This is a genomic window from Citrobacter amalonaticus, from assembly GCF_002918555.1.
In the GTDB taxonomy this organism is placed as follows: Bacteria; Pseudomonadota; Gammaproteobacteria; order Enterobacterales; family Enterobacteriaceae; genus Citrobacter_C; species Citrobacter_C amalonaticus_A.
Genome location: NZ_PQMB01000002.1, coordinates 1,354,036 through 1,378,528, shown reverse-complemented (window position 1 = coordinate 1,378,528; position 24,493 = coordinate 1,354,036). Strand labels below are relative to the sequence as shown.

Sequence of the window (24,493 nt, the reverse complement as noted above, 5' to 3'; positions counted from 1 at the left end):
GACGGAATCATGCCTGTTAATAACCCGGCTTTAATACAAAATCAGCGCCTTGCCGCGTTCAGTCAGAGTGACCTCGAATGTCTGGAACACCTTCGGAATGTCGGCCAGTTTGTCGGCGATATGATGCAGGAACAGGAGAGTACGACCCTGTCTCGTGACCGGATGCACCAGACTCAGCTCGCCTCGGTCATTTACCTCATGACCGCACAGCTTGACGGTGTGGTCGACCGCTGCGGTCAGCGCTGGCTTACCCGGGAGGCTAAGGCATGAAACAGCCGCTCACACCCGTTCTTCGCGCCGCCCTGTATCGCCGGGCGGTCGCCTGTGCCTGGCTGAATTTGTGCGCCCGTCAGCACCGCTATCCGCAGCTCACCCTCGATGCGCTGGAAAATGCCATGGCCGCCGAGCTGGAGGGCTTTTATCTGCGCCAGCACGGCGAGGAAAAAGGCCGTCAGATTGCCTGTGCGCTGCTGGAGGATTTAATGGAAGCTGGTCCACTGAAAGCCGCGCCGTCACTGTCCTTTCTCGGGCTTGCCGTAATGGATGAACTTTGCGCCCGTCATATCGATACGCCGGTTGTGCACTGAGGGAGAAAATAACGATGAAAATGAACGTAACCGAAACCATAAAACAGGCGTGCGGCCACTGGCCGCGCATTCTCCCGGCGCTGGGCGTACCGGTCATCAAAAACCGGCATCAGGCGTGTCCGGTATGTGGCGGATCTGACCGCTTTCGTTTTGACGATAAAGAGGGGCGCGGGACGTGGTTTTGTAACCAGTGCGGCGCAGGTGACGGGCTTAAGCTGGTCGAAAAGGTGTTCGGCGTGTCGCCCTCCGAGGCCGCCGGGAAGGTGAACGCTCTGACCGGCAGCCTGCCGCCGGTTGCTGAGGACATTATTGCCGCCGCTGAGGCCGAAACTGATGCCAGCCGCAAAGCCGCTGCGGCGCTTGCCGTAAAGCTTCTAGAGAAAACCCGCCCGGCCACCGGCAACGCCTACCTGACCCGCAAGGGCTTTCCGGCGCTCGAATGCCTGACGCTGACTACCACACACAAGAGCGGCGGCGTGACGTACCGCGCCGGTGATTTAATCGTGCCGCTGCAGGACGATACCGGCGCGATGGTTAACGTTCAGCTCATTAATGCTGACGGCCTCAAACGCACCCTGAAAGGCGGAGCGGTAAAAAGGGCATGGCACCTTATCAACGGGAAAAAAGAGACCGGTAAACGCCTATGGATAGCGGAGGGCTATGCGACCGCACTCACCGTGCATCACCTGACAGGCGAAACCGTTATGGTGGCGCTCTCGTCCGTGAACCTCCTTTCTCTGGCGAGCCTTGCCCGTCAGAAACACCCGGCCTGTCAGATTGTCCTCGCTGCCGACCGCGACCTCAGCGGGAACGGCCAGACCAAAGCCGCAGCGGCGGCACAGGCCTGTGAGGGAGTGGTTGCCCTCCCGCCGGTATTCGGTGACTGGAATGATGCGTTTATCCAGCAGGGGGAAGACGCCACACGTAAGGCTATTTACAGTGCCATACGGCCACCCGCACAAAGCCCATTCGAAACCATGAGCGAGGCGGAATTTACCGCCATGAGTACCAGCGAAAAGGCGATGCGGGTGCATGAGCATTACGGCGAAGCGCTGGCCGTCGATGCGAATGGCCAGCTCCTGTCACGCTATGACGCCGGGACATGGAAAATCATCCCGCCGTCGGATTTTGCGCGCGACGTGGCCGGGCTGTTCCAGCGACTGCGCGCCCCGTTCTCGTCGGGAAGAATTGCCTCGGTGGTCGATACCCTGAAACTCATTATTCCCCAGCAGGCCGCCCCGGCGCGTCGTCTGATTGGTTTTCGCAACGGCGTACTCGATACCCTCACCGGCGTATTCAGTCCACACAGCAAATCGCACTGGCTGCGCACCCTGTGCGACGTGGACTTTACCCCGCCGGTGGAGGGAGAAACGCTGGAAACCCACGCGCCGAATTTCTGGCGCTGGCTCGACCGTGCGGCCAGTGGTAATTCGGCTAAACGTGACGTGATACTCGCTGCCCTGTTTATGGTGCTGGCGAACCGCTACGACTGGCAGCTCTTTCTCGAAGTCACCGGACCCGGTGGGAGCGGAAAAAGTATTCTGGCCGAAATCGCGACCCTGCTCGCCGGGGAAGATAACGCGACGTCAGCGACCATCGAAACGCTGGAATCACCCCGTGAGCGCGCGGCGCTGATTGGCTTCTCGCTGATACGCCTGCCTGACCAGGAGAAATGGAGCGGTGACGGCGCAGGGCTTAAGGCCATCACCGGCGGCGATGCCGTGTCAGTTGACCCGAAATACCGCGACGCCTATTCAGCCTATATCCCGGCGGTGATTCTGGCCGTGAACAATAACCCGATGCGCTTCACCGACCGCAGCGGCGGCGTGTCCCGTCGCCGTGTCATTATTCACTTCCCGGAGCAAATCGCCCCGGAGGAACGCGACCCGCAGCTAAGGGATAAAATCACACGCGAGCTGGCCGTCATTGTGCGCCAGCTCATGCAGCAGTTCAGCGACCCGATGACGGCGCGCACGTTGCTCCAGTCACAGCAGAACTCTGATGAAGCACTCAGCATCAAGCGCGATGCCGACCCGACGTTTGATTTTTGCGGCTATCTGGAGGCGCTGCCCGAGCCTGACGGGATGTATATGGGGAATGCGAATATTGTTCCGCGACAGCCGCGCCTGTATCTGTATCACGCCTATCTGGTCTATATGGAGGCGCATGGCTACAAAAACACGCTTAGCCTCACCATGTTCGGCAAAGGGCTTTCATCGATGCTGAAAGAGTACGGCCTGAATTACGGCAAAAGGCGAACGAATCAGGGTATGCAAACGAATCTCGCACTCAGGGACGAAAGCAACGCCGACTGGCTGCCTCGGTGCGACGAAACCCCAGCGATATAACCTACCCGGACCGGCATCAGCCGGTCTTTTTTTACCTGAAATCCCGGAAAGTGAACAGTAAAGTGTTCACTGTTCACTGACTATTCACCTTTTATCACATTGAAAATAAACACAAATAATGGCGAGTGAACAGTGTGAACAGTTTTCCGTAAAAAAAGTTTTTTTCGTTGTTTTTGCTTGTGCGAAAAATGAACGCTACCGCCAATGTGTATAGTGATGTGTATAGTTTAATTCTTCGATATTAAATTTTCTTTTAAAATCATCGTTATGAGTCTGTTTATTGGTTCCTATTATCGCACCATTAACCACGCGGGTTCACGCGATATTCATCAGCTCAGCAAAAGCGCCTTGTGCCATATTTGTGCCATTCCCCGCCAGGGATGAGTCGATTGCATGGCATGCCAGGTCAGATGATTCGGTGCCAGGTGCGCATATCTGCGAACCATTTCAATAGACTCCCATCCTCCCATTTCCTGCAATACAGAAATTGGTACTCCAGCCTGAACTAACCAATTTTCCCATCTATGCCTCAGGTTATGGCCCCCTGTTAACCTTCACGGGCAAGATGTCACGACGTCACCAGAGTTGGTTAACGGCGTTCTGCCGCTGGCGACCGAAACGGGGGAGTGGCTGAATTTCGCTCCTGCTGGTGTGAAACGTGTGCCTGAGAAGAAAAATGCAAGAGTCGGACGGCGGGTCGATACAAAAGCCGCTGGCCAATCGAAGAGTAGGTTAGTTCGTTGCAGTATTTAAACGTACAGTAGAATGAATATTCTGAGTCTATGCTAATTATTTACAATTCAACATTAAGATTATTATATTAAAATATAAACCGTAGAAAATAACATATAAATCAATAATCTAGCTTTCACATTAATCCTTCCTGATATAATTCATGTGTTTTCATATTGAATTAATTAATAAGTTATCTAACATGCTTAGTGTTCACCATCACTATATGAGAGAAGATGTTTATGAAAAAAATTGCTATTGCCGTATTGTTAGGTTCAGTATTCGGATTTTCAGCATATGCCTCAGAGCAAATCACGCCAGAGCAGGCCAGTAAATATTCAAAAATTGGAGAGATTAGTGTTACCGAAGATGGATTCACGATGACTGATGACGGGCTCAGCAAAAAAGTGGACGAAAAGGGTGGCAAGTATTATGTCATTACATCCGTTGAAGGACATTCTGAACATAAAACGATTAATGCTGACATTTATAATTAGATGTTATTGACAGCCGTCAATTCTAATTATTTTAAATCACCATAACTCCCTGATTCTCCCGAATAAAGAGAATTAAGTGATTTTATCATATCCAATGCATCAATAACCTCAGGTTTTAAGCATATTCAGGAGGTAACATGTCGAAGGTTTCTGCCTCTGACAGGACAAAGCTCATCGCTTTCATAGCGGTTACATTATTACTGTCAGGCTGCACAACAATCCCTCCATCAATTAAGGGGAACGGTCAGCCTGACTTACAAAAAGACTTTCTAAAAATTCAAAAGACCCCCAGTCTTTACGTAGGGCAGCAGGCCCGGCTTGGTGGCCTGGTTATTAATGTCATTAACCAGCCTAATGAAACTTTGCTGGAAATAGCCGTACTGCCACTTAATATTAACGCTCGGCCAGAAATTAGTGCCCAATACCAGGGGCGTTTACTGGCTAAAAGCTTAACATTTCTCGATCCGGTTAACTTCCGAAATCACTATGTCACATTACTTGGTAACCTGACAGGTAGTCGTTCTGGCCGGGTCGGCAATTCTGCTTACCCATTTATTACAATGAATGTTAGTGGCTATCAGGTATGGCAGGAAGAAACCCAAATCATGCCAGCACCTGGATTTGATTATGGCATTGGACCGGTTTGGCCCGCCGACTGGAATGGTATGATGTATCCCGGCTGGGGATGGTACGATCCACCTCTGCAAGTGGAAAAAACACTCTATCCTTAATCCCTCCAATAATATACCCCCGACACATACTCCTCTACTCAATGCCTGGATAATCTCCCTGTCCAGGCAGCGCATACTCTATTTTCCGGACATCTCATTGAACACAAAAAAAAGCTGGCGAGTCCGTCGCCAGCAAAAGTCTGAAATAGGAGTCTCGAATTTGTCACCGATTCAAGTGACATCCTTATACTAGTAACCAGGCAGATATTCTACAAGTTGACTTTATATAAAATAATCCTGGGTAATATAAAACAAAAACATCAGATTAATACTTAAATATCATATACTAAATCGGGATTCATCTTATACTAAAAAGAGAAGGTCTCGCGATTTTATGATATTGGGATTTTTACTTAGGATTATTATATAGCTTTACCTCTGGATAAATTATAAAAATAGATTATGTTTATGTCATTGGAAAAACTTATATGGAATAGCCGATCGCTGCATTTACCAGGAACCTCTCAACAATAAACTTGTATTAATTTAAAAATACTATAAATAGATATATTTACCAAAGGAGCATTGTTATGATTTTCATCATCACAAAGGATTCTTTCCTTTTCCAGGGGGTTACTCACTTACAGGAAAAGGAAAGCGTCATCAAAATTAATAAACTTTCAGACATTAATTTTAGTGAAATCGATCACGCTATAAAAATTGTTATCGACACGTATCACAACAGCATTATTGATGAAGTGACAGTCAAACTGCTTAACCATATCGATGTGGATCGGATCATTATCCTTGCGCCATTTCACATTAGCAAACTGAAAAGTAAATCGCCTTTGTTTTTCATTAACAGGAAAGAACAGTTCCTTAACTTGCTCTCAATCATTACAGATGAAAAAATTTCATATCAAAAACCTGATGTCGCGCTTTCGCATAACCAACTCAAACTCGTAAAGTCGATCATAAACCAACAAAAAATTAGTGATATAACGCACTCACTGAATATCTCAGAACAAACATTACGCATCCAGAAATTTAACATCATGCTTAAATTAAAACTCCGCAGAATCAGTGATATCGTCACTCTAAAGATATCACCTTATTTCTAATTACGCTGATTAATATAATATTAGTTTTAATCAAGCTTATAATGTGTGAGGTTTTATGCTCGCGTCATTAATTGCCGTTATTATTGGGGGCGGTATTGGCAGTGCTATGCGCTGGGGTATGTCTCAGCGATTCAATACGCTATTCCCTTTATTACCACCGGGTACACTCATCTCAAACATACTCGCTGGACTGATTATTGGTTTTGCCACGGCATTTTTTAATCGGCATTCATCATTTTCTCCTGCCGTAAAGCTGATGGTCACCACCGGGTTATGTGGCGGTTTATCGACTTTCTCCACCTTTTCAGAGGAAGTTTTCTCACACTTGCAAAACGAAGATTATCTTTGGGCCAGCACAGAAATTACCGTGCACGTTATTTTTTCCATACTAGCCGTTTATGTCGGCTTTTTAATTGCGTCGATTGTTACCAATTGGTGCAAATAAACTGCAAATTTTTGTGACGTAAATGAGAGGGATACTATGCAAATAAAAAGAAAATTCGCGGCAATTTTTCTGCTTAATCTTATTTTTACCTCTGGGTGTGATGACAGTAAGAAAGCAATACCCCACACCGCTCAACCTGAAGTTGGTGTGGTCACGCTGAAAGCGGAATCTGTAAATGTCACCAGCAAACTGCCTGGCAGGATTGTCCCGTTCGAAATTGCAGAGATTCGCCCACAGGTCGGCGGAATTATTCTTAGCCGCCTGTTTAAGGAAGGCAGCAAAGTGAATAAAGGTGAGTCACTGTACCTGATCGATCCCACACCTCTGCAAGCCGAACTGGATCGGGCGAAAGCGAATCTCGCGAAGATGCAATCAGCCGCAGACAACGCCCGTTTGATGTTCAACCGTTTTTCATCGCTGCTTAAATCACACTATGTTAGTCGGCAGGACTATGACACTGCCCAGGCCAATGTAAAAGAGGCGGAAGCCAACCTCCTGGTGGCAAAAGCCGCCGTAGAAAGTGCAAAAATCAACCTGAACTATGCCAGCGTCACCTCACCATTCAGTGGATTAAGCGGGAAATCAACGGTCACCCCTGGCGCGCTGGTTGTAGCCAATCAGGAGCAAGCGCTGGTCACGGTTCAACGTCTTGATCCTGTTTATGTTGACGTTACCCAGTCCGCTAATGAGTTTCTCCAGTTAAAAACGGATATGGAACAAGGGCTGATAGAACAAAACCAGGGGCAGGCTACGGCCTGGCTAGAGCTTGATAACGGTAAGCGGTATGCTCACGCAGGAAAATTGCAATTTTCCGACCTCACTGTTGATGAAACAACAGGTTCCGTTACGCTCAGAGCCATTTTCCCCAATCCTGATAACGCCCTGTTACCCGGTATGTATGTTACTGCCGTACTCAATGAAGGCACGCAACATCATGTGTTGTTAGTGCCACAAGAAGCCGTTACCCGCAATGACAGCGGTAAAGCAATAGCATTCATTCTTGATTCAGAAAATATTGCCCGGCAACGCGAAATTAATACCTCAAAAGCAATCGGCGATAAGTGGCTGGTTACATCGGGTTTACAGCCTGGCGACAGGGTGATTGTTTCTGGTCTACAAAAAATCCGGCCGGGTATTAAAGCTCATGCACTGTACACCCCCACCAAATCTTATGCCCCTTTACCTCAGTAAGGTCGGGTAACAGGAGTCTTTCCTATGGCTAATTTTTTCATTGAGCGCCCGGTGTTCGCCTGGGTACTTGCTATTATCATGATGATAAGCGGTGTGATTGCCATTACAAAGTTGCCCATCGCTCAATACCCAAATATTGCGCCACCCGCAATAACCATTACAGCAACATATCCAGGTGCCGATGCAGAGACAGTACAAAACTCGGTGACGCAGATTATTGAGCAGAATATGAACGGGCTGGATGGATTAATGTATATGTCTTCCACCAGCGATGCTTCCGGCAATGCCGTCATGACCCTCACGTTTGAATCGGGAACCAATCCGGATATTGCCCAGGTACAAGTTCAAAATAAGTTACAGCTGGCAATACCGTCATTGCCGCAGCAGGTACAACAGCAAGGTATAAGCGTCGATAAATCAAGCAGTAATATCTTACTTGTCGCTGCATTTATTTCTGAAGATAGTTCGCTTAGCCAGTACGATATTGCAGATTATGTCGCGTCAAACCTCAAGGACGCTCTTAGCCGAATCGAGGGGGTGGGTAGCGTTCAGCTCTTTGGGTCGCAGCATGCTATGCGTATTTGGCTTAACCCCGCAAAGCTCAACCAATTCCAGTTGGGACCTCAGGATGTCATTCAGAAAATAAAAATACAGAATAACCAGATTTCGGGAGGGCAATTAGGGGGAGCGCCGCAGGCTGAAAATCAGCAGCTTAACGCCTCTATTATCGTACAGACGCGACTGCAAAATACGCAGGAGTTCGGCAATATTCTGCTAAAAGTACAACAGGACGGGTCACAGGTTAGGTTGAAAGATGTTGCCCGCATTGAGCTGGGTGCGGAAAGTTACGGTACCGTCGCGAAATACAATGGGAAACCCGCAGCAGGGATTGCGATTAAGTTAGCAACCGGTGCTAATGCGCTGGAAACTGCAAAATTAGTCAAAGAAGAAATATCCCGGCTTTCCTCCTGGTTTCCTTCAGGTCTCAAAGCCGTCTACCCCTATGACACAACCCCCTTTATTCAGATATCTATACAAGAAGTGGTTAAAACACTGGTCGAAGCCATTGTTTTAGTTTTCATCGTTATGTATCTGTTCTTACAAAACTTTCGCGCAACACTCATTCCGACAATTGCGGTCCCGGTTGTAATATTAGGGACATTTGCCGTTCTTGCCATCGCCGGTTTTACCATCAACACGCTGACCATGTTTGGCCTTGTTCTCGCCATTGGTCTGCTTGTGGATGATGCCATTGTGGTTGTCGAAAACGTTGAGCGTGTGATTGCGCAAGAACACCTCTCCCCCAAAGAGGCGACGCATAAATCGATGTCGCAAATACAGGGAGCACTTGTGGGGATTGTATTAGTCCTCTCTGCAGTGTTCATCCCTATGGCATTATTAGGCGGTTCTACAGGAGAGATATACCGGCAATTCTCAGTAACTATCGTTGCGGCCATGGCGCTTTCTTTATTGACAGCATTGTCATTAACTCCCGCACTATGCGCGACCCTGATTAAACCAGTGCATAAAGACAACCCCCACTCGCCATATCGACTTTTGGTGATGTTTAACCGGGTTTTTGATCGCTTTACACAGCACTACAGCGACAGTACACGCAGGATCCTGCGAGTAACGTCGCGATATATGATTTTGTATTTGCTCATAATTATTGCCATGGTAGTGCTTTTTCTGCGGATCCCGACATCGTTTCTACCCGAAGAAGACCAGGGGGTTTTATTGACCATGGCCCAACTGCCACCGGGCGCCACGCTGGTCAAAACGAATGAAGTGCTCGCCGATGTAACTCACTACTATCTGACTCAGGAAAAAAGGAATGTGGAATCGGTCTTTACGGTCAGCGGTTTTGGCTTTAGCGGACAGGGCCAAAATAACGGTCTTGCCTTTGTAAGTCTGAAACCGTGGTCAGAGCGTACGGCGACTGAGGATGGCATTAAAGCCATTATCCAGCGTGCGGCTCAGGCTCTGGGTGCGATTAATCAGGCTATCATCTACCCCTTTAATTTACCCGCGGTGCCTGAACTCGGAACGGCCTCTGGTTTTGATCTGGAACTCATTGATAAAGCAAATCTTGGACATCAAAAGCTGACTCAGGCAAGAAATCAGCTCCTCGGAATGGCGCAACAAAATCCCGATCTGGTCATGGGAGTTCGACCCAATGGGCTGGAGGATACTCCTATGTTCCGGGTACATGTAAACACAGCAAAAGCTGAATCAATGGGGGTTGCCCTCAACGATATAAACCAGACGATCTCCACGGCTTTTGGTAGCAGCTACGTTAACGACTTTCTGGATGGCGGTCGGGTCAAAAAGGTCTTTGTACAGGCGGCAATGCCTTACCGTATGCTTCCGGGAAATATCAATAACTGGTATGTCCGTAATTCCTCAGGAGGCATGGTCCCGTTTAGCGCATTTGCATCAACAGAATGGACATACGGTTCACCGCGTCTCGAACGCTATAACGGTTCACCTTCAATGGAAATTCTCGGTGAACCCGCGCCGGGGAAAAGCACCGGAGATGCGATGACATTTATGGTTTCTCTCATAGAGAAATTGCCTGCCGGTATCGGGTATGACTGGACAGGAATGTCTTACCAGGAACGCTTATCCACCAGTCAGGCCCCCATGCTGTATCTTATTTCAATCATGGTCGTTTTTCTGTGTCTGGCTGCGCTGTATGAAAGCTGGTCAATTCCATTTGCAGTTATGCTGGTTGTTCCATTAGGAATTATCGGCGCATTGTTAGCCACCTGGCTACGGGGTTTGACCAACGATGTCTATTTTCAGGTAGGTCTGCTGACCACTATTGGGCTGTCAGCCAAAAATGCAATTCTGATTGTGGAATTTGCCGTTGAGATCATGCAAAAACAGGGGAAAAGCGATATTGAAGCTACCTCAGAAGCCGCACGGATGCGGCTGAGGCCAATCCTGATGACGTCCCTGGCTTTCATTCTGGGAGTGCTTCCGTTGGTTATGAGTCATGGTGCTGGATCGGGAGCACAAAACGCAGTAGGAACAGGCGTAATGGGGGGAATGATCGCGGCAACGGTTCTGGCGATTTATTTCGTGCCCGTATTCTTTATATTCGTTCATCGTTTGTTTTCTAATTTCTTAATAAGAAAGTAAACGAGGCGGTTTTTGAAATGGGATAAGCAACTGTTGACTATTACATTGATATCAGTTCAGACGGAAAATTTGAGAAAAAATTAGCTATAAATTCACAATGGCACTAACGTCTGTCACTCTTTTTATAACTGCCCGCTCCGCCTGGGCAGTTTTTTTACCTTAATGGCCCCGTTATCGGGGCCTGATGAGAATAACCTCCAGACATGCGGCGTTAAGGTTTACGAAACTGATTGGCAATATATGCGAAACTTATAGCGCTAAGCATAAGCTCAATCCCTGTCACCATGGATACCATATAAATAGATGCTTGGGGGGAAGCCGTGATAAAGCACCACGCAATAAAGAGATCAAGTATGCCGATAACGCCCTGTAACCATGCTTTTTTATCTTTACGAAGCTTAAAAAATGATGTCAGCCTGATAACCCCACCCAGGCAAAAAAGACATGCTAAAAATGTCGCAATGGCAAACACTCCCAGCTCAGGAGCGGTAATGAAAAAATATCCCATCAGGATATATGCGACACTGACGAGAACACCCGCAACGACCGACCAGAAGTTATGAGACCTGTTTTTAAACAGTCCAATCGTGAGGGCAATGCCGCTACACATCAAAATACCGCCAACAAGAATACTCAGTACCCCTCCGGAAACATAGGGAAAAAGAATAAAAAGTACGCCACCAGGAAACATCAGACATGCCAGAAACCTCAGAAACCGCCTCTGTTTTACCACCACATCATCATCAAGCTTAGATAAAATATCTCGTGTCACATTTAACATTAGTCTTCTCCATTTAGATAGAACGCGATTGGCATCATTAATCTATGCTAAATATCAGCAATAAATAACATTACTTTAATAAAATAGTCTGATAATTTCCTCTTAAACCTGGTGTAACCCTTTAAAATTAAAAGAAAATATAATGTATATAAAAAATTCCAATTCATTAAAAATATGACAATTAAGCCATTCCAGTATATATATTTATTGTCGCTATCAGACTTTCCACCTGTCGTTAATAATTGATACAAGAGGTATGTTAGATGAATAAAACATTAAGTATTATCGTTGGCACCCTGCTCATCATTCCAGCCCTGAGCCAGGCGGCAGAAAACCATAAACCCCTCAGCCAATGGACCTGCGAAGATTTTCTTGCCACTGATGCCACATTCCAGCCCACTGCTGTTGGTTTTGCTGAAGCATTAAATAAGAAGGACAAACCGGAGGATGCCGTACTGGATGTGCAGGGTGTTGAAACCGTTACCCCGGCAGTAGTTCAGGCATGCATGCAGGATAAAAAAGCCAATTTCAAGAAGAAAGCCGACAGTGAGTGGGAGAAAATCAAGAAGGATATGTAATTGAACAAAAACTGATAAATATTGCTATTACTAATATCACTGAAGCGAGAACTGTAATCTAACTGTTCTTGCTTCAGTAAATTAATTGTATCCAACCGTTCACGATGAGATTATATATGAAACGTGTTTTTATCACTATGGCAGCTTTACTCTCGCTATTAATGCTGAATACACAAATGGCGCATTCAGCAGATAACAGCCCAGATAAAATGACCTGCCAGGAATTTATCAACCTGAACCCCAAAGCTATGCTCCCCGTAGCATGGTGGATGCTAAATGAAGAAACTGTTTATAAAGGTGGAGACTCTGTCTCTTTGAATGAAACAGACCTTACCAGCATTCCGCAGGTTATTGAATATTGCAAACATAACCCTCAGTTGGAATTATATTCTTTCAGGACCAATAACTAGTTGTAAACATCTGAATTGTGCTTAGCCCTTCGTCTGTAGAAAGCTAAACCACATAATATTGATAACCTTAAGCAAGGGGCTCAGGGTATATGGGAATATTACCTGTACAGTTTCAAATGCTGGATGCGGCTAATACAGCATTTATGTTGTTATGTGCCAGTCTGGTAATGTTAATGACACCAGGACTTGCCTTTTTCTACGGTGGCTTAGTCCAGCGTAAAGGCATACTCACAATCATGTTTCAAAGTTTTGTCTCTATGAGCTGGGTAGCTATATTGTGGTTTTGTGTGGGATATTCTCTGGCCTTCGGCCCCAGCCTGAATGGTATAGTCGGCAATCCCTTTTATTACGCTTTTTTGCATAATATTAATGCGAATACGCTTTTTATCGGAAATCATGCGGGGATACCGGTTTTAGTACATTTTGTTTACCAAATGATGTTCGCCATTATTACCCCGGCTCTAATCACCGGAGCTTTTGTTGGTAGGGTAAATTTTAAGGCCTATCTCATTTTTATTACTCTTTGGACATTATTCGTCTACTGCCCGTTTGCGCACATGATCTGGAGTCCACAAGGTCTGATGGCTAAATGGGGCGTGGTGGATTTTGCCGGCGGTATTGTTGTTCATGCAACTGCGGGGTTTGCCGCGCTAGCTTCCGCATTGTACGTTGGAAGGCGGCTGATTAAACCTGATGGTAGCCATAACATACCCTATATTGCTCTTGGTGCTGGCTTACTTTGGTTTGGGTGGTATGGATTTAACGCTGGCTCTGAATTTCAGGTTAATACGATAACTGTCTCTGCTTTTGTAACGACCGACATCGCTGCGGCTTTTGCCGGTACAACATGGTTGTTAATTGAAAAAGCACATACCGGAAAACCCAAATTTGTTGGTTTCCTGACAGGAGCCATTGCTGGTCTTGCAACGATTACGCCTGCGGCAGGTTATATTTCAATACAATCAGCAGCATTAATTGGCATTATCGCGGGTGTGGTCTGCTATTACTGCGCATTGTTCGTGAAAAAATATGTTGATGATGCACTGGATGTTTTTGGTGTGCATGGGATGGGAGGCATTACCGGCTCTGTTTTGGTGGGCGTTTTTGCATCACAAGCATGGAACTATAAAGGACCTGCAGGTTTGCTCGAAGGTGGCGGGATGTTACCCGTTTTAAAACAACTTGCTGCCGTACTTATTACTAGTTTGTGGTCTTTTATCTTTACCCTTCTTATTTTGTGGATAATAAATAAGTTTACCCAGGTAAGAATTTTAACCAATGATGCTCGCCAGTCACCAGATTATTCAGCATTTGGCGAAAATGCCTATACCCCATCAGGAAGGGAGTGACATATGAAACTGAGTCCCAGAGAAATAGAGAAAATAATGATTTATTCTCTTGCCAGTGTTGCTCAAAGTCGCAAAGAAAAAGGGGTGAAACTGAATTATCCTGAGGCCGTCTCTATTATTGTTTCTACTGCCATGGAGAGCGCCCGGGAGGGAAACGATCTGGAGACCGTAATGAATCAGTCCCGAGATGTTCTTACAAAAGAAGATGTTATGGAAGGCGTCGCGGATCTTATTCCACAAATCCAGGTTGAAGCAGTTTTTACTGATGGTAGCAGACTGATTACCGTACACGACCCGATTCGCTAATGGCAGGAGAAACCGCGTATGTCTCAAGAAAAAACAAACATACCCTACGGTGGTTATGTTTTACAGACGTCTCCAATTTCATTTAATACCGATAAACCGGTAACCAAAGTTCGAGTCAGGAATACAGGCGATCGTCCGATTCAGGTAGGATCGCACTTCCATTTTTTTGAAGTAAATAAAGAACTCGAATTTAACAGAGCAGATGCTTTGGGAAAACGTTTAAATATCACCGCAACAACGGCAATTCGTTTTGAACCAGGTGATGAAATTGAGGTAGAACTTATCCCCTATAGCGGAGATAAAGATATTTTTGGCTTTAATAACCTTGTTGATATGACAGGCCTGCAGCTCGCCGAAGTCATTGAAGATCCAATAAAGCTGAAATCACTCATTGCTAATGCAAAACGTGCCGGTTTCAAAATGTCGAACAATCCTGACTAAGGTTCTTTTATGCCAACAATATCCAGAAGAGAATATGCCAGTCTTTTTGGTCCAACTACCGGTGATAAAATTCGGTTAGGCGAAACCGATTTGTATATTGAGATCGAAAACGATCTTCGCGGTTATGGCGATGAGGCAGTTTATGGTGGCGGTAAATCGTTACGTGATGGCATGGGCGCTAATAATCAGTGTACCCGCGACCAGGGCGTTCTCGATCTGGTCATCACAAATGTCACTATCGTCGATGCAAGACTTGGCGTGATTAAAGCAGATGTTGGAATTAAAGATGGCCGTATCTCTGGGATCGGTAAAAGTGGCAATCCTTCAATTATGTCCGGCATAACGCCAGGGATGACGGTTGGGATTAGCACCGATGCTATTTCAGGGGAACACCTGCTTCTGACAGCGGCAGGTATTGACTCACATATTCACTTAATCTCCCCTCAACAAGCTTATGCTGCATTATCTAACGGAATTACCACCTTCTTCGGTGGCGGCATAGGACCAACCGATGGAACGAATGGTACTACTGTAACCGCGGGTCCTAAAAATATGCGCGCGATGTTACGTGCCTGGGAAGGCATTCCAGTCAATATTGGACTGCTAGGCAAAGGAAATGCCTATGATAAAACGCCACTCGAAGAACAAATCATTGCAGGTGCCGTAGGGCTAAAGGTACATGAAGACTGGGGGGCTACGCCAAATGCGCTCCGACATGCGCTCCGCACCGCAGATGATATGGATATTCAGGTTTCGGTACACACTGACAGTCTTAATGAAGCGGGCTATGTCGAAAATACGATTGCCGCTTTTGAGGGACGAGCAATACATACCTTTCATACAGAAGGTGCAGGCGGTGGTCACGCCCCAGACATTATTAGAGTCGCCGGCCAGCCAAACGTGCTGCCTGGGTCCACGAATCCGACGTTACCTTTTGGTGTCAACAGCCAGGCCGAATTATTCGATATGATTATGGTATGTCATAACTTGAATCCCAACGTTGCCGCTGACGTATCGTTCGCCGAAAGTCGGGTTCGACCTGAAACTATTGCGGCAGAAAATGTTCTGCATGATATGGGCGTCATTTCCATGTTTTCCAGCGATTCTCAGGCAATGGGACGCGCAGGTGAAAACTGGTTGCGCCTGGTACAAACAGCCCATGCAATGAAAGTCGCCCGCGGGAAATTACCGGAAGACAGTCCGGGTAATGATAATTTTCGTGTTCTGCGCTATGTCGCCAAAATTACGATTAACCCTGCAATTACGCAAGGTGTTAGCCATATCCTGGGGTCTGTTGAGGTGGGTAAGATGGCTGACCTCGTGCTCTGGGAACCACAATTCTTTGGGGCCAAACCGAAACTCATTATTAAAGGGGGAATGATTAACTGGTCGCTAATGGGCGATCCTAATGCTTCTTTGCCCACTCCCCAACCGGTGTTTTATCGCCCCATGTTTGGTGCAATGGGCAAAACACTCCAGGATACATGCGTCACTTTCGTTTCTCAGGCGGCCCTTGATGATGATGTCAAAGAGAAGGCAGGGCTTGAGAGGCAGGTCATTGCGGTAAGCAACTGCCGTAACATTGGCAAGCGCGATCTCATCAGAAACAATGCTACACCTCACATTGAGGTGGACCCAGAGACATTCGCTGTGAGAGTCGATGGTGTGCACGCAACCTGTCAGCCAATTAAAACGGCAGTCATGAATCAAAAATATTTCTTTAGTTAAAAGGAAAATAGCGATGTATCTGATTGAAAAAATCCTGGGAAATATTAATTCGCGAACGGGTTTTGATTTTTCTGCTGAAGAACTGAAGCACGATATACTGGTGCTTGAGCAATGGGAAGCGCAAAAAAGTCGTTGCCGTAAAAAAAGCAAATTCGGCTACGATATTGGGCTGTCCCTCGATCGTCACCTCCGTCTTAATGATGGCGATATTCTTTTATATGACAAAAAAAATCGTTACTTACTCACTGTAAAAATCCATCTCCGGCGCGTTATGATTGTCGATCTCGGACTATTTGGTGTGGAAAGGATTACCGATCTTCTCGCCAGATCGTTTGAATTAGGACATGCCTTAGGAAATCAACACTGGAAAGCAGTAATAAAAGGCTACTGTGTTTATGTTCCTGTCGTTGTTGCCGATAAAATGATGTGTTCAGTCATGAAATCACATGGTTACTCTGAAGATGAATATTATTTCACCGAAGGTGAAAAAGTGATTCCACTCTTAACACCATCAGAATCCAGACTACTTTTTGGCGGTGTTGAGGAAGCACATACACATGTCCATGTCGATCGCTAACATGCCAGGAAAGAGTCCATCCATGATATTGAACATCGCACGAATATTACAGTTTGGAGATTCTGTTCTTCCTGTTGGGGCATTTACCTTTTCCTGTGGTGTTGAGTCTGCTATTTCATGTGGTATTGTTTATGATCGGCAGACTCTGAAACAGTATGTCTGTACCGCCTTATTACAGGCGGCAAAATGCGATGCCGTTGCACAAATACAAGCGATGCGTTCCTGTAATAATAATATGCCAGATGAACTTATCTTCATTGATCATGATGTTATCAGTAGAAAACTGACAGCAGAGTCGCGGCTAATGACCCAGAGAATGGGTAAAAAGTTAACAGAGCTTTCCTCTGCGATTTATCATGCTGAGATTTTTGACTGGTGGCTTGAACAGATTCGCCTTAGAAAGGTTGCGGGTACGTATCCTGTTTCTCATGCACTGCTCATGAACTATTTGAAAATCGATGAACAAGAAATGCTGGTTATGCATTTCTATGGTGTTGCTATGACGCTCCTGAGCGCAGCCCAAAGACTTATGCGCATTACTCATCTGGATAGTCAAAAAATATTGGCCGAAGTCAGCACACTATTTCCTGATTATTGTGCAATAGCGCTTAGCACCCGGCCTGAAGAAATGTCTTCTTTTTCACCTGTCATCGACATTCTGGCTGCAATTCATGTCGATGCCCATGTGCGTTTGTTTATGAGTTAACTGAGGTCTGCAATGAAGAAAATTACCCGGATTGGTATTGGTGGTCCCGTAGGTTCAGGGAAAACAGCAATTATTGAAGTTATTACTCCTGTTCTTATTCGCCGTGGATATAAGCCATTAATAGTAACAAATGATATTGTAACAACAGAGGATGCAAAACAGGTTAAAAGAACACTTAAAGGAATACTGGAAGAAGAAAAGATCATTGGTGTTGAAACTGGCGCATGTCCACATACCGCCGTTCGTGAAGATCCCAGTATGAATATTGCTGCGGTTGAGGAGATGGAAGAAAAATTTCCACATAGCGACTTAATTATGATTGAGAGCGGTGGCGACAACCTGACTCTGACATTCAGCCCCGCTCTTGCTGACTTTTATATTTATGTAATTGATGTTGCAGAAGGAGAAAAAATCCCTCGCAAGAACGGCCCGGGCCTGGTTCAGGCTGACATTCTGATCATCAATAAAATTGACCTGGCACCTTACGTAGGAGCCAGCCTGGATGTAATGGAATCTGATACCCGATATGTAAGAAATAATCGCCCATATATTTTAACTAACTGCAAAACAGGTGAGGGTATTGAGCAACTCGTCGACATGATTGAACGCAATTTTTTATTTGGTCATGCTATCCAGGGAAAAAGAGATGACTCACCTTCAGAAGTGGAATGACATGCTGGAAGAGACTCGAATGCTCTGGGATAAACGGATACCTTTGGCATATCGTCAGGAGCCTGAACAAATGCCCAGCGGTGCAGTTGGCAAGGATGGATTTTTACATCTGGGTTTCAGGTATGCCGGCGATAAAAGTATTCTTCATCAAATGGAAAAGCGAATACCTCTTTTTGCTCAAAAGGCGTTATACCATGATGAAGCATTGCCTGGTCTCCCCTGCGTTACCGTGATGTCTACTTCTGGATGCATATTACAAGGGGACAGAATCGCACTGTCAATTAATGTTGGTGAAAATGCTTATGCTTATGTCACTACACAATCAGCAACTAAAGTTCACTCGATGGAGCAGAACTATGGTGCGCAGGTTCAATTTATCACGCTTAATAACAACGCTTATCTCGAATATATGCCGGATCCTTTAATATTACATCGGCAGGCGAGATTCATTAATGATACAGTTATTGGGTATACAAGGAGTTCCACCCTTATTTACTCTGAAATTATTATATCTGGCCGTCGCTACCATCATGAAAATGAGCTTAACGGATTTGACTATTACTCTTCAACGGTATCTGCAAAGGATGAATCTGGACACGTTGTTTTTAAGGAGCAAATTCAACTAAGCCCTCAGGCATATTCTATGGCGGATATTGGCGTTATGGGTAATTATCAGATCCTGGGGACAGTGTTCATATTAACACCTCAAATGAATATTGCATCAATCATGGCAGCCTGCGATTCACATTACTGCGAAGAGTGTTGCTATGGTATATCAACACTGCCCGCTGAATCTGGTCTTATTTTTAAAATACTTGCTAATGATAGTGGGGTTGTTAAAAAACACATTCGTAAAATTTGGGCGCTGACCAGAAAAGTTGCACTGAATGCTGACCTGCCGCCTCCCTTTATCTGGAAGAAATAACACTCACGCTATCTTATTTATTCTGGCGACCGATGATGAACACACAATCCATTTCAGTATTATGGCAGAATTGTACTGATAAATATTACCTATGCAGAATTATTGATATTTCATTACGTGGATGTGCTCAGGTAATGTTTCAAAATAATCCCGTTACTGGGATATTATTTTTTATTGCGATATTTGTTGCAAGCTATAGTAACAATAATCCCTTAGCTGCGTGGGGTTGTGTTGTTGGCACATTACTGGCTTCTGTGACCGGAGGTATAACGCATGATTTAAAGGGGTGGTATGATGGTCTCTATAGCTATAATGGATGTCTGGTTGGTATCGCAATTCCCGTATTTATAACAGCAACACCCATGATGTGGTTATGTCTCGTCATTGGCAGTGTCGTATCTGTAATTGCTACAGTATGTATCGCAGATATATTAAAAACGTGGAAAGTTGCCGCATTAACAGCTCCATTCGTCCTGACGACCTGGATCATTCTGCTTGCCAGCTATGCTTTTCATAATATCTATGGTTCGGGTTTACCACCTCCTGAATTATCGCAACATTATATACCCTCTCCCCATGAGAGTTACACACTAGCTTTTTTCGTCAATGGTACAATGCATGGCATTTCGCAGGTCTTTTTATTTCCCGGATTCATGGCAAGTTTACTTTTTCTTGCTGGCCTCGCGGTGGAATCTGTCGTATGCGCCTGCTACGCCATTGTCGGTTCATTGGTCGCAACGCTAATTGCTTATTATCTGGGCGCTAACGCTCATGATATTGAGTCAGGACTTTATGCTTTCAGTGCCGTGCTGACATCCGTTGCACTGGGGACGGTATTTAATCATCCCTGCTGGCGGGTCTTTGTTTATACCATTTCAGGTGTCATCTTCACTGTTTTCATCCAGGCTGCGATGAATATTGTGTTAATGCCGTTTGGCATACCAACATTAACCATGCCATTTGTTGTTTCCTCATGGTTATTCCTTGTTCCAAATAAAGAATTCATGCCCGAACATCGTCATTAAAAAACTGAATAAGGTGGTTGTTATGAACATAACAAAATTCTTCACTCCGACCCAGACCCTGTTGTTGTGCTTAATTATCATTAATTTGCTTTCATGGTGTTGGGCTTTTATTGCGTTCAAAGATAATACCTTTCTTATGGGAATGGCTATACTGGCTTATAGTTTCGGTCTAAGACACGCGGTTGATGCTGATCATATTGTCGCCATTGACAATGTAACGCGGAAGCTGATGCAGCAAGGACAAAGGCCAATAGCTGTTGGCACTTTTTTTTCCTTAGGGCACTCCACAATCGTGGTGCTGGCATCAGTCGTTATTGCGATAACAGCAATGACTTATTCTGCGTCGCTGGAAAAATTCCGGGAAACTGGTGGGCTCATCGGTACCACGGTATCCACCCTGTTCCTGCTGGTATTTGCGTTTCTGAACTATACAATATTCTTGTCAATTTATAAGAAATTTCGCACCATTCATATTAAAGGTTCATTTTCGCAACGCGAGGTACAAGAGAATGTTAATCAAGGGATTTTATCCCGTTTATTCAGACGACTTTTTACGCTAATAAATAAAAGCCAACAAATGTATTGGGTTGGCCTGCTCTTTGGATTAGGATTTGATACTGCAACAGAGATTGGCGTTTTAAGCATAAGCGCAATTACTGCAACCAATGGTATGAATGTCTGGAGTACACTGGTATTCCCCGTTTTGTTTGCTTCCGCCATGGTTTTGGTAGACACACTTGATAATTATTTGATGACCGGCGTTTACGGTTGGGCGTTTTCAAAGCCACTAAAAAAACTTTATTATAATATGACAATTACCGGTATTTCTGCGTTCATTGCTATTTTTATTGGCAGCGTACAGGCTCTGGGATTACTGGGAGAAAAAATGAATTTATCAGGCTGGCTGTGGAATGGAATAGCAAATCTCAGTGATAATCTTGCTGATATGGGGTTTTGGATTATCGGTGTTTTCATCGTTTGTTGGCTGTGTTCAGTGGGTTATTACTGGTTTATGGGGTATGACAAACTTCCATCGACCGACTCCTGATCGCGGGGGAATCATCATTTCCAGCCAAAAATCTTCATTGCAGCCGGTACAGCACAGACTGTGCTGTACCGGCTGTCAGTAATAACCACATTTTAATAGTGTCTTTTTTGGGGGGGGAATTCACTGATATTCTTCAGATAATGTTCCCCTTTAAAAAAACCGTATAACTAAAGTGGTTTTTGTCCTGAAATTATCATGTTGATTTAGAATCATAAAATAATCAGCCCTGTCAGATTTCAATCTTTGATTTGTAATTAATAAACGTATTATATCGCAAAAAATAGTCACGCAACTTATTATCATTGCCGTTTTTATTTTAAGAATGGGACTAAAAAATATAATAAATAAACACATGTTTTTAAGACTGTGTTATACAATTATATGCACTTTAACAATCTAATCCTAACCCTGAAGAATGAGGAGCTACGCATGTTAATTTACAAACATCCCCAAATATGCAAATCAATATTCATTGCAAATAGCATGATATCTTATGCCGTACTAAGTCACTCATTTTCCTGAGTTTAAGCAGTAACATGATATTATACTTATGACAATAATATGTCTTAAGTGAAATTTTCATTTCCTCAGCAATTAAATTACTCGACTTTTGCTGCAGGATATAGGTTATAATTTGATGCTGCCTGTGAGAAAACGATAGTTCGGGAGCAATAGTATAATTTTCTTTGCAGTTCAGCAGATCAATAAAATTAACCAGCGATATGTTTCGATTAACAAAAATAACAGGGATATCACCAAAGCATCTTTTAATTCTAAACGGAGAAAATATAATGATTTTGGCGGGTTTAATTTTTTCAAGTTGATAAGCTATGCTGGTATGGAGGATATTATTGTTTAGCATATCGATTATCACCTTCGCATTACTCTCCTGTACAGCACTGAGATCTTCAACTCGTTGAATATGAATTATATTATCTTTATTTATAAGATAATGAATAGCCTGCAACAATATACTATCTTTAGTAAATACCAGAAACACTATCCTCTCCTGCAATGATTGCTTTGATTAACAAATCTTATAGTTACTCGGGTAAACTATCTATACAACATCGTTTCAAAATCAGCCATCTACTGACAATATTGGTGAATATATGAATACTTCAGGCTGGCTGCTCAAAGAAGGCGAGGCAAAAACATCCGTCTTCCACCTCGGCAGGTATTGCCACGAATGGAAAGCATCAACGTACTCTTACGGAGAATCAAGCTTCCATATCGTACTGGGAGGAGAATGCTGGTTAGATTTATTTAACCAACACCCACGCATAATGCTGGAGAAAGGAGATATTCTTTTCTTTTTTAATGATTTCCCTTTTTTCCTGACATCCTCGTCTGATACAAGCATTGATGATTTACCCCGCAAACAGATGCTTAAGATTGAAGGTTCATCTGATAATGCCACTGACCTGCTTTGTGGTTTTATAAAACCACAGTCTGTCGCCAGTCAGTTACTCTTTGCATTGCTCCCGGATGTTTTTTTAATTAAAAACAAAGACAGTGCCAGCAATAAAATACTAGCCCTGTTCGAATTACTGAAAATTGAGGTAAACGTATCCTCCGATGAAAATAATCCTATCATCAATCATCTGACTGATGCAATTTTGCATTATGTTGTCAGTGAATCACCCTCCTTATATGAAGTTGATTTTAATTTACTAAATGCAGCTAACGATGAACCTTTGGCAAAATTGATAATTGCTATAGTAGACAATCCCGATCATTCATGGTCACTGGATGATATGGCTCGCTTCACATATATGTCACGTTCGACATTTATTCGCCGGATGCTAAAAGTAACAGGCTACACACCGAATCTGGTATTAAGCAAACTAAGAATATATGTCGCCTTAAACCTGCTCAGTAGAGGTATTAAAACTGAAGATGTTTACAACCGTGTTGGCTATGAATCTATATCAGGATTTTATCACGCCTTTAAACGAGTGACAGGGACAGTTCCTGGTGATTATATGTCATTTTTTAAATAGTCGTTTGCTCATAGCCACGACGTAGAACACCTGTCGTGGCGCACTGAAACTGGCCATCTGAACAGAGGAGATATGTTCACCTCATAGCAACACCGGCGACTTCATGAAAAGAAGGCATTTCAGCGCTGAGTTCAAACGCGGATCCGCCTGGCGGGTTTTCGGTCAAAACGACAGCGCCGCTCAATTAGCGCAAGCCATGGATGTGTGGTTTTACTACAATGCCGTTGTATATAAACACCTTTGAGACAACAGTCCTTGTTACCTCGAATAATATTCAGGTATCCGACCGAACGTATTCTGATACTAATAGCGTAATCGCTCATAATTATATAACGAACTCAATAACTTTCCCCGATCAAATAACAATCGGACCGTTAACTGCAGGCCAGGTCACTCATTCCAATGAACTAATACAATATACTGTGAACAGAAACAATATACCGGTTCGGATAGCAGCGAACAACGTAACACAATCAACGAGCTTATATGTTAATAACCTACCGACAACACAGGTGCAATTGTACACGCTACCTCTCACGTTTGGCTTATATCTGTCTCCAACGGCTCAACCTGGTACCAAATCGGCTACCGTAACCGCCTCCTGGACATGTCCGTAAGCCGTGGCCGCTTAAAATGAAATAACATCCGGGTCCATGAACCCATCCGCCAAAAGGTGACGTCATGGGCCCATCGTCGTTAAGCTCATTTCACGCTGTAAATCTGACAAAGTGGAATTTATAGACATATACGCTTTAACAAATATGTATGTTGAGTTTATTGATTTAAAGAGTATCCTGATGCCAAAAGAACAGGGGGCATCATAATGGCACTCACTACCTTACAACTTTTCAAAAACCTGTCTGATGAAACCCGTCTGGGTATCGTGCTGCTGCTCAGGGAGATGGGAGAACTGTGCGTGTGCGATCTTTGCACCGCGCTGGGACAGTCACAGCCGAAGATCTCCCGTCATCTGGCAATGCTGCGGGAAAATGGTCTGTTGCTGGATCGCAAGCAGGGTAAGTGGGTTCATTACCGTTTATCTCCGCATATTCCTTCGTGGGCTGCTCAGGTGATTGAGCAAGCATGGTTAAGCCAGCAGGACGACGTACAGGCTATCGCCCGTAAGCTGGTATCGGCAAACTGCTCTGGTAACGGCAAGGATGTTTGCATCTGAAAATTTTACCTTAACATATATGATTTAACGAATG

General features: G+C 44.7%; 25 protein-coding genes and 2 pseudogenes. 24 read left to right on the top strand and 3 right to left on the bottom strand.

Going from position 1 to position 24,493, the window contains the following annotated elements; translation table 11 throughout:
- Positions 1–9 precede the first annotated feature (9 nt).
- The 3 genes from C3432_RS12100 to C3432_RS12090 are packed head-to-tail and all read left to right on the top strand — an operon-like array spanning position 10 to position 2,935.
- On the top strand, positions 10–270 hold the full coding sequence (locus C3432_RS12100; RefSeq protein WP_103776830.1) for a hypothetical protein: 261 nt from the start codon (positions 10–12) through the stop codon (positions 268–270).
- Positions 267–587: a DUF5375 domain-containing protein gene (locus C3432_RS12095; RefSeq protein ID WP_103776829.1), complete on the top strand. Its 321-nt coding sequence runs from the start codon at positions 267–269 to the stop codon at positions 585–587. Before C3432_RS12100 ends, C3432_RS12095 begins: the two co-directional genes overlap by 4 nt.
- A gap of 14 nt (positions 588–601) precedes the next feature.
- The gene (locus tag C3432_RS12090; RefSeq protein ID WP_103776828.1) at positions 602–2,935 is read left to right on the top strand and encodes a primase-helicase zinc-binding domain-containing protein; all 2,334 of its coding nucleotides are present in this window, start codon (positions 602–604) and stop codon (positions 2,933–2,935) included.
- 389 nt (positions 2,936–3,324) lie between these two features.
- Here C3432_RS12090 and C3432_RS12085 read toward each other — a convergent pair.
- Positions 3,325–3,474: pseudogene (locus tag C3432_RS12085) on the bottom strand (tyrosine-type recombinase/integrase); the annotation flags it as partial.
- On the opposite strand from C3432_RS12085, the pseudogene C3432_RS27975 reads away from it, so the two are divergent.
- The 7 genes and pseudogenes from C3432_RS27975 to C3432_RS12055 all read left to right on the top strand — a co-directional run bounded on the left by C3432_RS27975 (position 3,456) and on the right by C3432_RS12055 (position 10,736).
- Positions 3,456–3,688, top strand: a pseudogene (locus C3432_RS27975) (hypothetical protein). The pseudogenes C3432_RS12085 and C3432_RS27975 overlap by 19 nt on opposite strands.
- 221 nt (positions 3,689–3,909) lie before the next feature.
- Positions 3,910–4,164, top strand: coding sequence for a YdgH/BhsA/McbA family protein (locus C3432_RS12080; protein ID WP_103776827.1), 255 nt, complete (start codon positions 3,910–3,912; stop codon positions 4,162–4,164).
- Between the two features lie 137 nt (positions 4,165–4,301).
- Entirely contained in the window at positions 4,302–4,895 is a 594-nt protein-coding gene (locus C3432_RS12075) for a Slp family lipoprotein (protein WP_103776826.1), read from the top strand.
- Between the two features lie 530 nt (positions 4,896–5,425).
- A complete protein-coding gene (locus C3432_RS12070) occupies positions 5,426–5,956 on the top strand; it encodes a LuxR family transcriptional regulator (RefSeq protein ID WP_103776825.1) in 531 nt (176 codons plus the stop codon).
- Between the two features lie 55 nt (positions 5,957–6,011).
- Positions 6,012–6,401: a fluoride efflux transporter CrcB gene (gene crcB / locus C3432_RS12065; protein ID WP_103776824.1), complete on the top strand. Its 390-nt coding sequence runs from the start codon at positions 6,012–6,014 to the stop codon at positions 6,399–6,401.
- A gap of 36 nt (positions 6,402–6,437) precedes the next feature.
- Entirely contained in the window at positions 6,438–7,592 is a 1,155-nt protein-coding gene (locus C3432_RS12060) for an efflux RND transporter periplasmic adaptor subunit (protein WP_103776823.1), read from the top strand.
- A 24-nt stretch (positions 7,593–7,616) separates the two neighbouring features.
- Positions 7,617–10,736, top strand: a complete 3,120-nt coding sequence (locus C3432_RS12055) for an efflux RND transporter permease subunit (RefSeq protein ID WP_103776822.1) — start codon at positions 7,617–7,619, stop codon at positions 10,734–10,736.
- Between the two features lie 211 nt (positions 10,737–10,947).
- On the opposite strand, the gene C3432_RS12050 is transcribed toward C3432_RS12055, so the two are convergent.
- On the bottom strand, positions 10,948–11,517 hold the full coding sequence (locus C3432_RS12050; RefSeq protein WP_103776821.1) for an HdeD family acid-resistance protein: 570 nt from the start codon (positions 11,515–11,517) through the stop codon (positions 10,948–10,950).
- A gap of 263 nt (positions 11,518–11,780) precedes the next feature.
- Between C3432_RS12050 and hdeA the strand changes: the two genes are divergently transcribed.
- The 12 genes from hdeA to C3432_RS11990 all read left to right on the top strand — a co-directional run bounded on the left by hdeA (position 11,781) and on the right by C3432_RS11990 (position 21,282).
- The gene (gene hdeA, locus C3432_RS12045) at positions 11,781–12,095 is read left to right on the top strand and encodes an acid-activated periplasmic chaperone HdeA (protein WP_103776820.1); all 315 of its coding nucleotides are present in this window, start codon (positions 11,781–11,783) and stop codon (positions 12,093–12,095) included.
- A gap of 116 nt (positions 12,096–12,211) precedes the next feature.
- A complete protein-coding gene (gene hdeB, locus C3432_RS12040; RefSeq protein WP_103776819.1) occupies positions 12,212–12,505 on the top strand; it encodes an acid-activated periplasmic chaperone HdeB in 294 nt (97 codons plus the stop codon).
- A gap of 89 nt (positions 12,506–12,594) precedes the next feature.
- A complete protein-coding gene (locus tag C3432_RS12035; RefSeq protein ID WP_103776818.1) occupies positions 12,595–13,854 on the top strand; it encodes an ammonium transporter in 1,260 nt (419 codons plus the stop codon).
- A gap of 3 nt (positions 13,855–13,857) precedes the next feature.
- Entirely contained in the window at positions 13,858–14,160 is a 303-nt protein-coding gene (locus tag C3432_RS12030; protein ID WP_103776817.1) for an urease subunit gamma, read from the top strand.
- 18 nt (positions 14,161–14,178) lie between these two features.
- Positions 14,179–14,601, top strand: a complete 423-nt coding sequence (locus C3432_RS12025) for an urease subunit beta (RefSeq protein ID WP_103776816.1) — start codon at positions 14,179–14,181, stop codon at positions 14,599–14,601.
- A 9-nt stretch (positions 14,602–14,610) separates the two neighbouring features.
- Positions 14,611–16,329, top strand: coding sequence for an urease subunit alpha (locus tag C3432_RS12020; protein WP_103776815.1), 1,719 nt, complete (start codon positions 14,611–14,613; stop codon positions 16,327–16,329).
- A 13-nt stretch (positions 16,330–16,342) separates the two neighbouring features.
- On the top strand, positions 16,343–16,906 hold the full coding sequence (gene ureE, locus C3432_RS12015; RefSeq protein ID WP_103776814.1) for an urease accessory protein UreE: 564 nt from the start codon (positions 16,343–16,345) through the stop codon (positions 16,904–16,906).
- Complete coding sequence (locus C3432_RS12010) at positions 16,893–17,612, top strand: urease accessory protein UreF (protein WP_258041610.1); 720 nt, start codon at positions 16,893–16,895, stop codon at positions 17,610–17,612. The genes ureE and C3432_RS12010 overlap by 14 nt, the downstream gene beginning before the upstream one ends.
- A 12-nt stretch (positions 17,613–17,624) precedes the next feature.
- The gene (gene ureG / locus C3432_RS12005) at positions 17,625–18,284 is read left to right on the top strand and encodes an urease accessory protein UreG (RefSeq protein ID WP_103776812.1); all 660 of its coding nucleotides are present in this window, start codon (positions 17,625–17,627) and stop codon (positions 18,282–18,284) included.
- Position 18,285: 1 nt separating this feature from the next.
- Positions 18,286–19,209 carry an urease accessory protein UreD gene (locus C3432_RS12000; RefSeq protein ID WP_258041605.1) on the top strand — a complete coding sequence of 308 codons (924 nt, stop codon included), beginning with the start codon at positions 18,286–18,288 and terminating at the stop codon, positions 19,207–19,209.
- Between the two features lie 35 nt (positions 19,210–19,244).
- Positions 19,245–20,234, top strand: a complete 990-nt coding sequence (gene yut, locus C3432_RS11995) for an urea transporter (RefSeq protein ID WP_103776810.1) — start codon at positions 19,245–19,247, stop codon at positions 20,232–20,234.
- A gap of 22 nt (positions 20,235–20,256) precedes the next feature.
- Positions 20,257–21,282, top strand: a complete 1,026-nt coding sequence (locus tag C3432_RS11990) for a HoxN/HupN/NixA family nickel/cobalt transporter (protein WP_103776809.1) — start codon at positions 20,257–20,259, stop codon at positions 21,280–21,282.
- Between the two features lie 469 nt (positions 21,283–21,751).
- On the opposite strand, the gene C3432_RS11985 is transcribed toward C3432_RS11990, so the two are convergent.
- Positions 21,752–22,282, bottom strand: a complete 531-nt coding sequence (locus C3432_RS11985) for a helix-turn-helix domain-containing protein (RefSeq protein ID WP_103776808.1) — start codon at positions 22,280–22,282, stop codon at positions 21,752–21,754.
- A 112-nt stretch (positions 22,283–22,394) separates the two neighbouring features.
- Between C3432_RS11985 and C3432_RS11980 the strand changes: the two genes are divergently transcribed.
- Positions 22,395–23,285, top strand: coding sequence for a cupin domain-containing protein (locus tag C3432_RS11980; protein WP_103776807.1), 891 nt, complete (start codon positions 22,395–22,397; stop codon positions 23,283–23,285).
- An 823-nt stretch (positions 23,286–24,108) separates the two neighbouring features.
- A complete protein-coding gene (gene arsR, locus C3432_RS11975) occupies positions 24,109–24,459 on the top strand; it encodes an As(III)-sensing metalloregulatory transcriptional repressor ArsR (RefSeq protein ID WP_103776806.1) in 351 nt (116 codons plus the stop codon).
- The last annotated feature ends 34 nt before the right edge of the window (positions 24,460–24,493 follow it).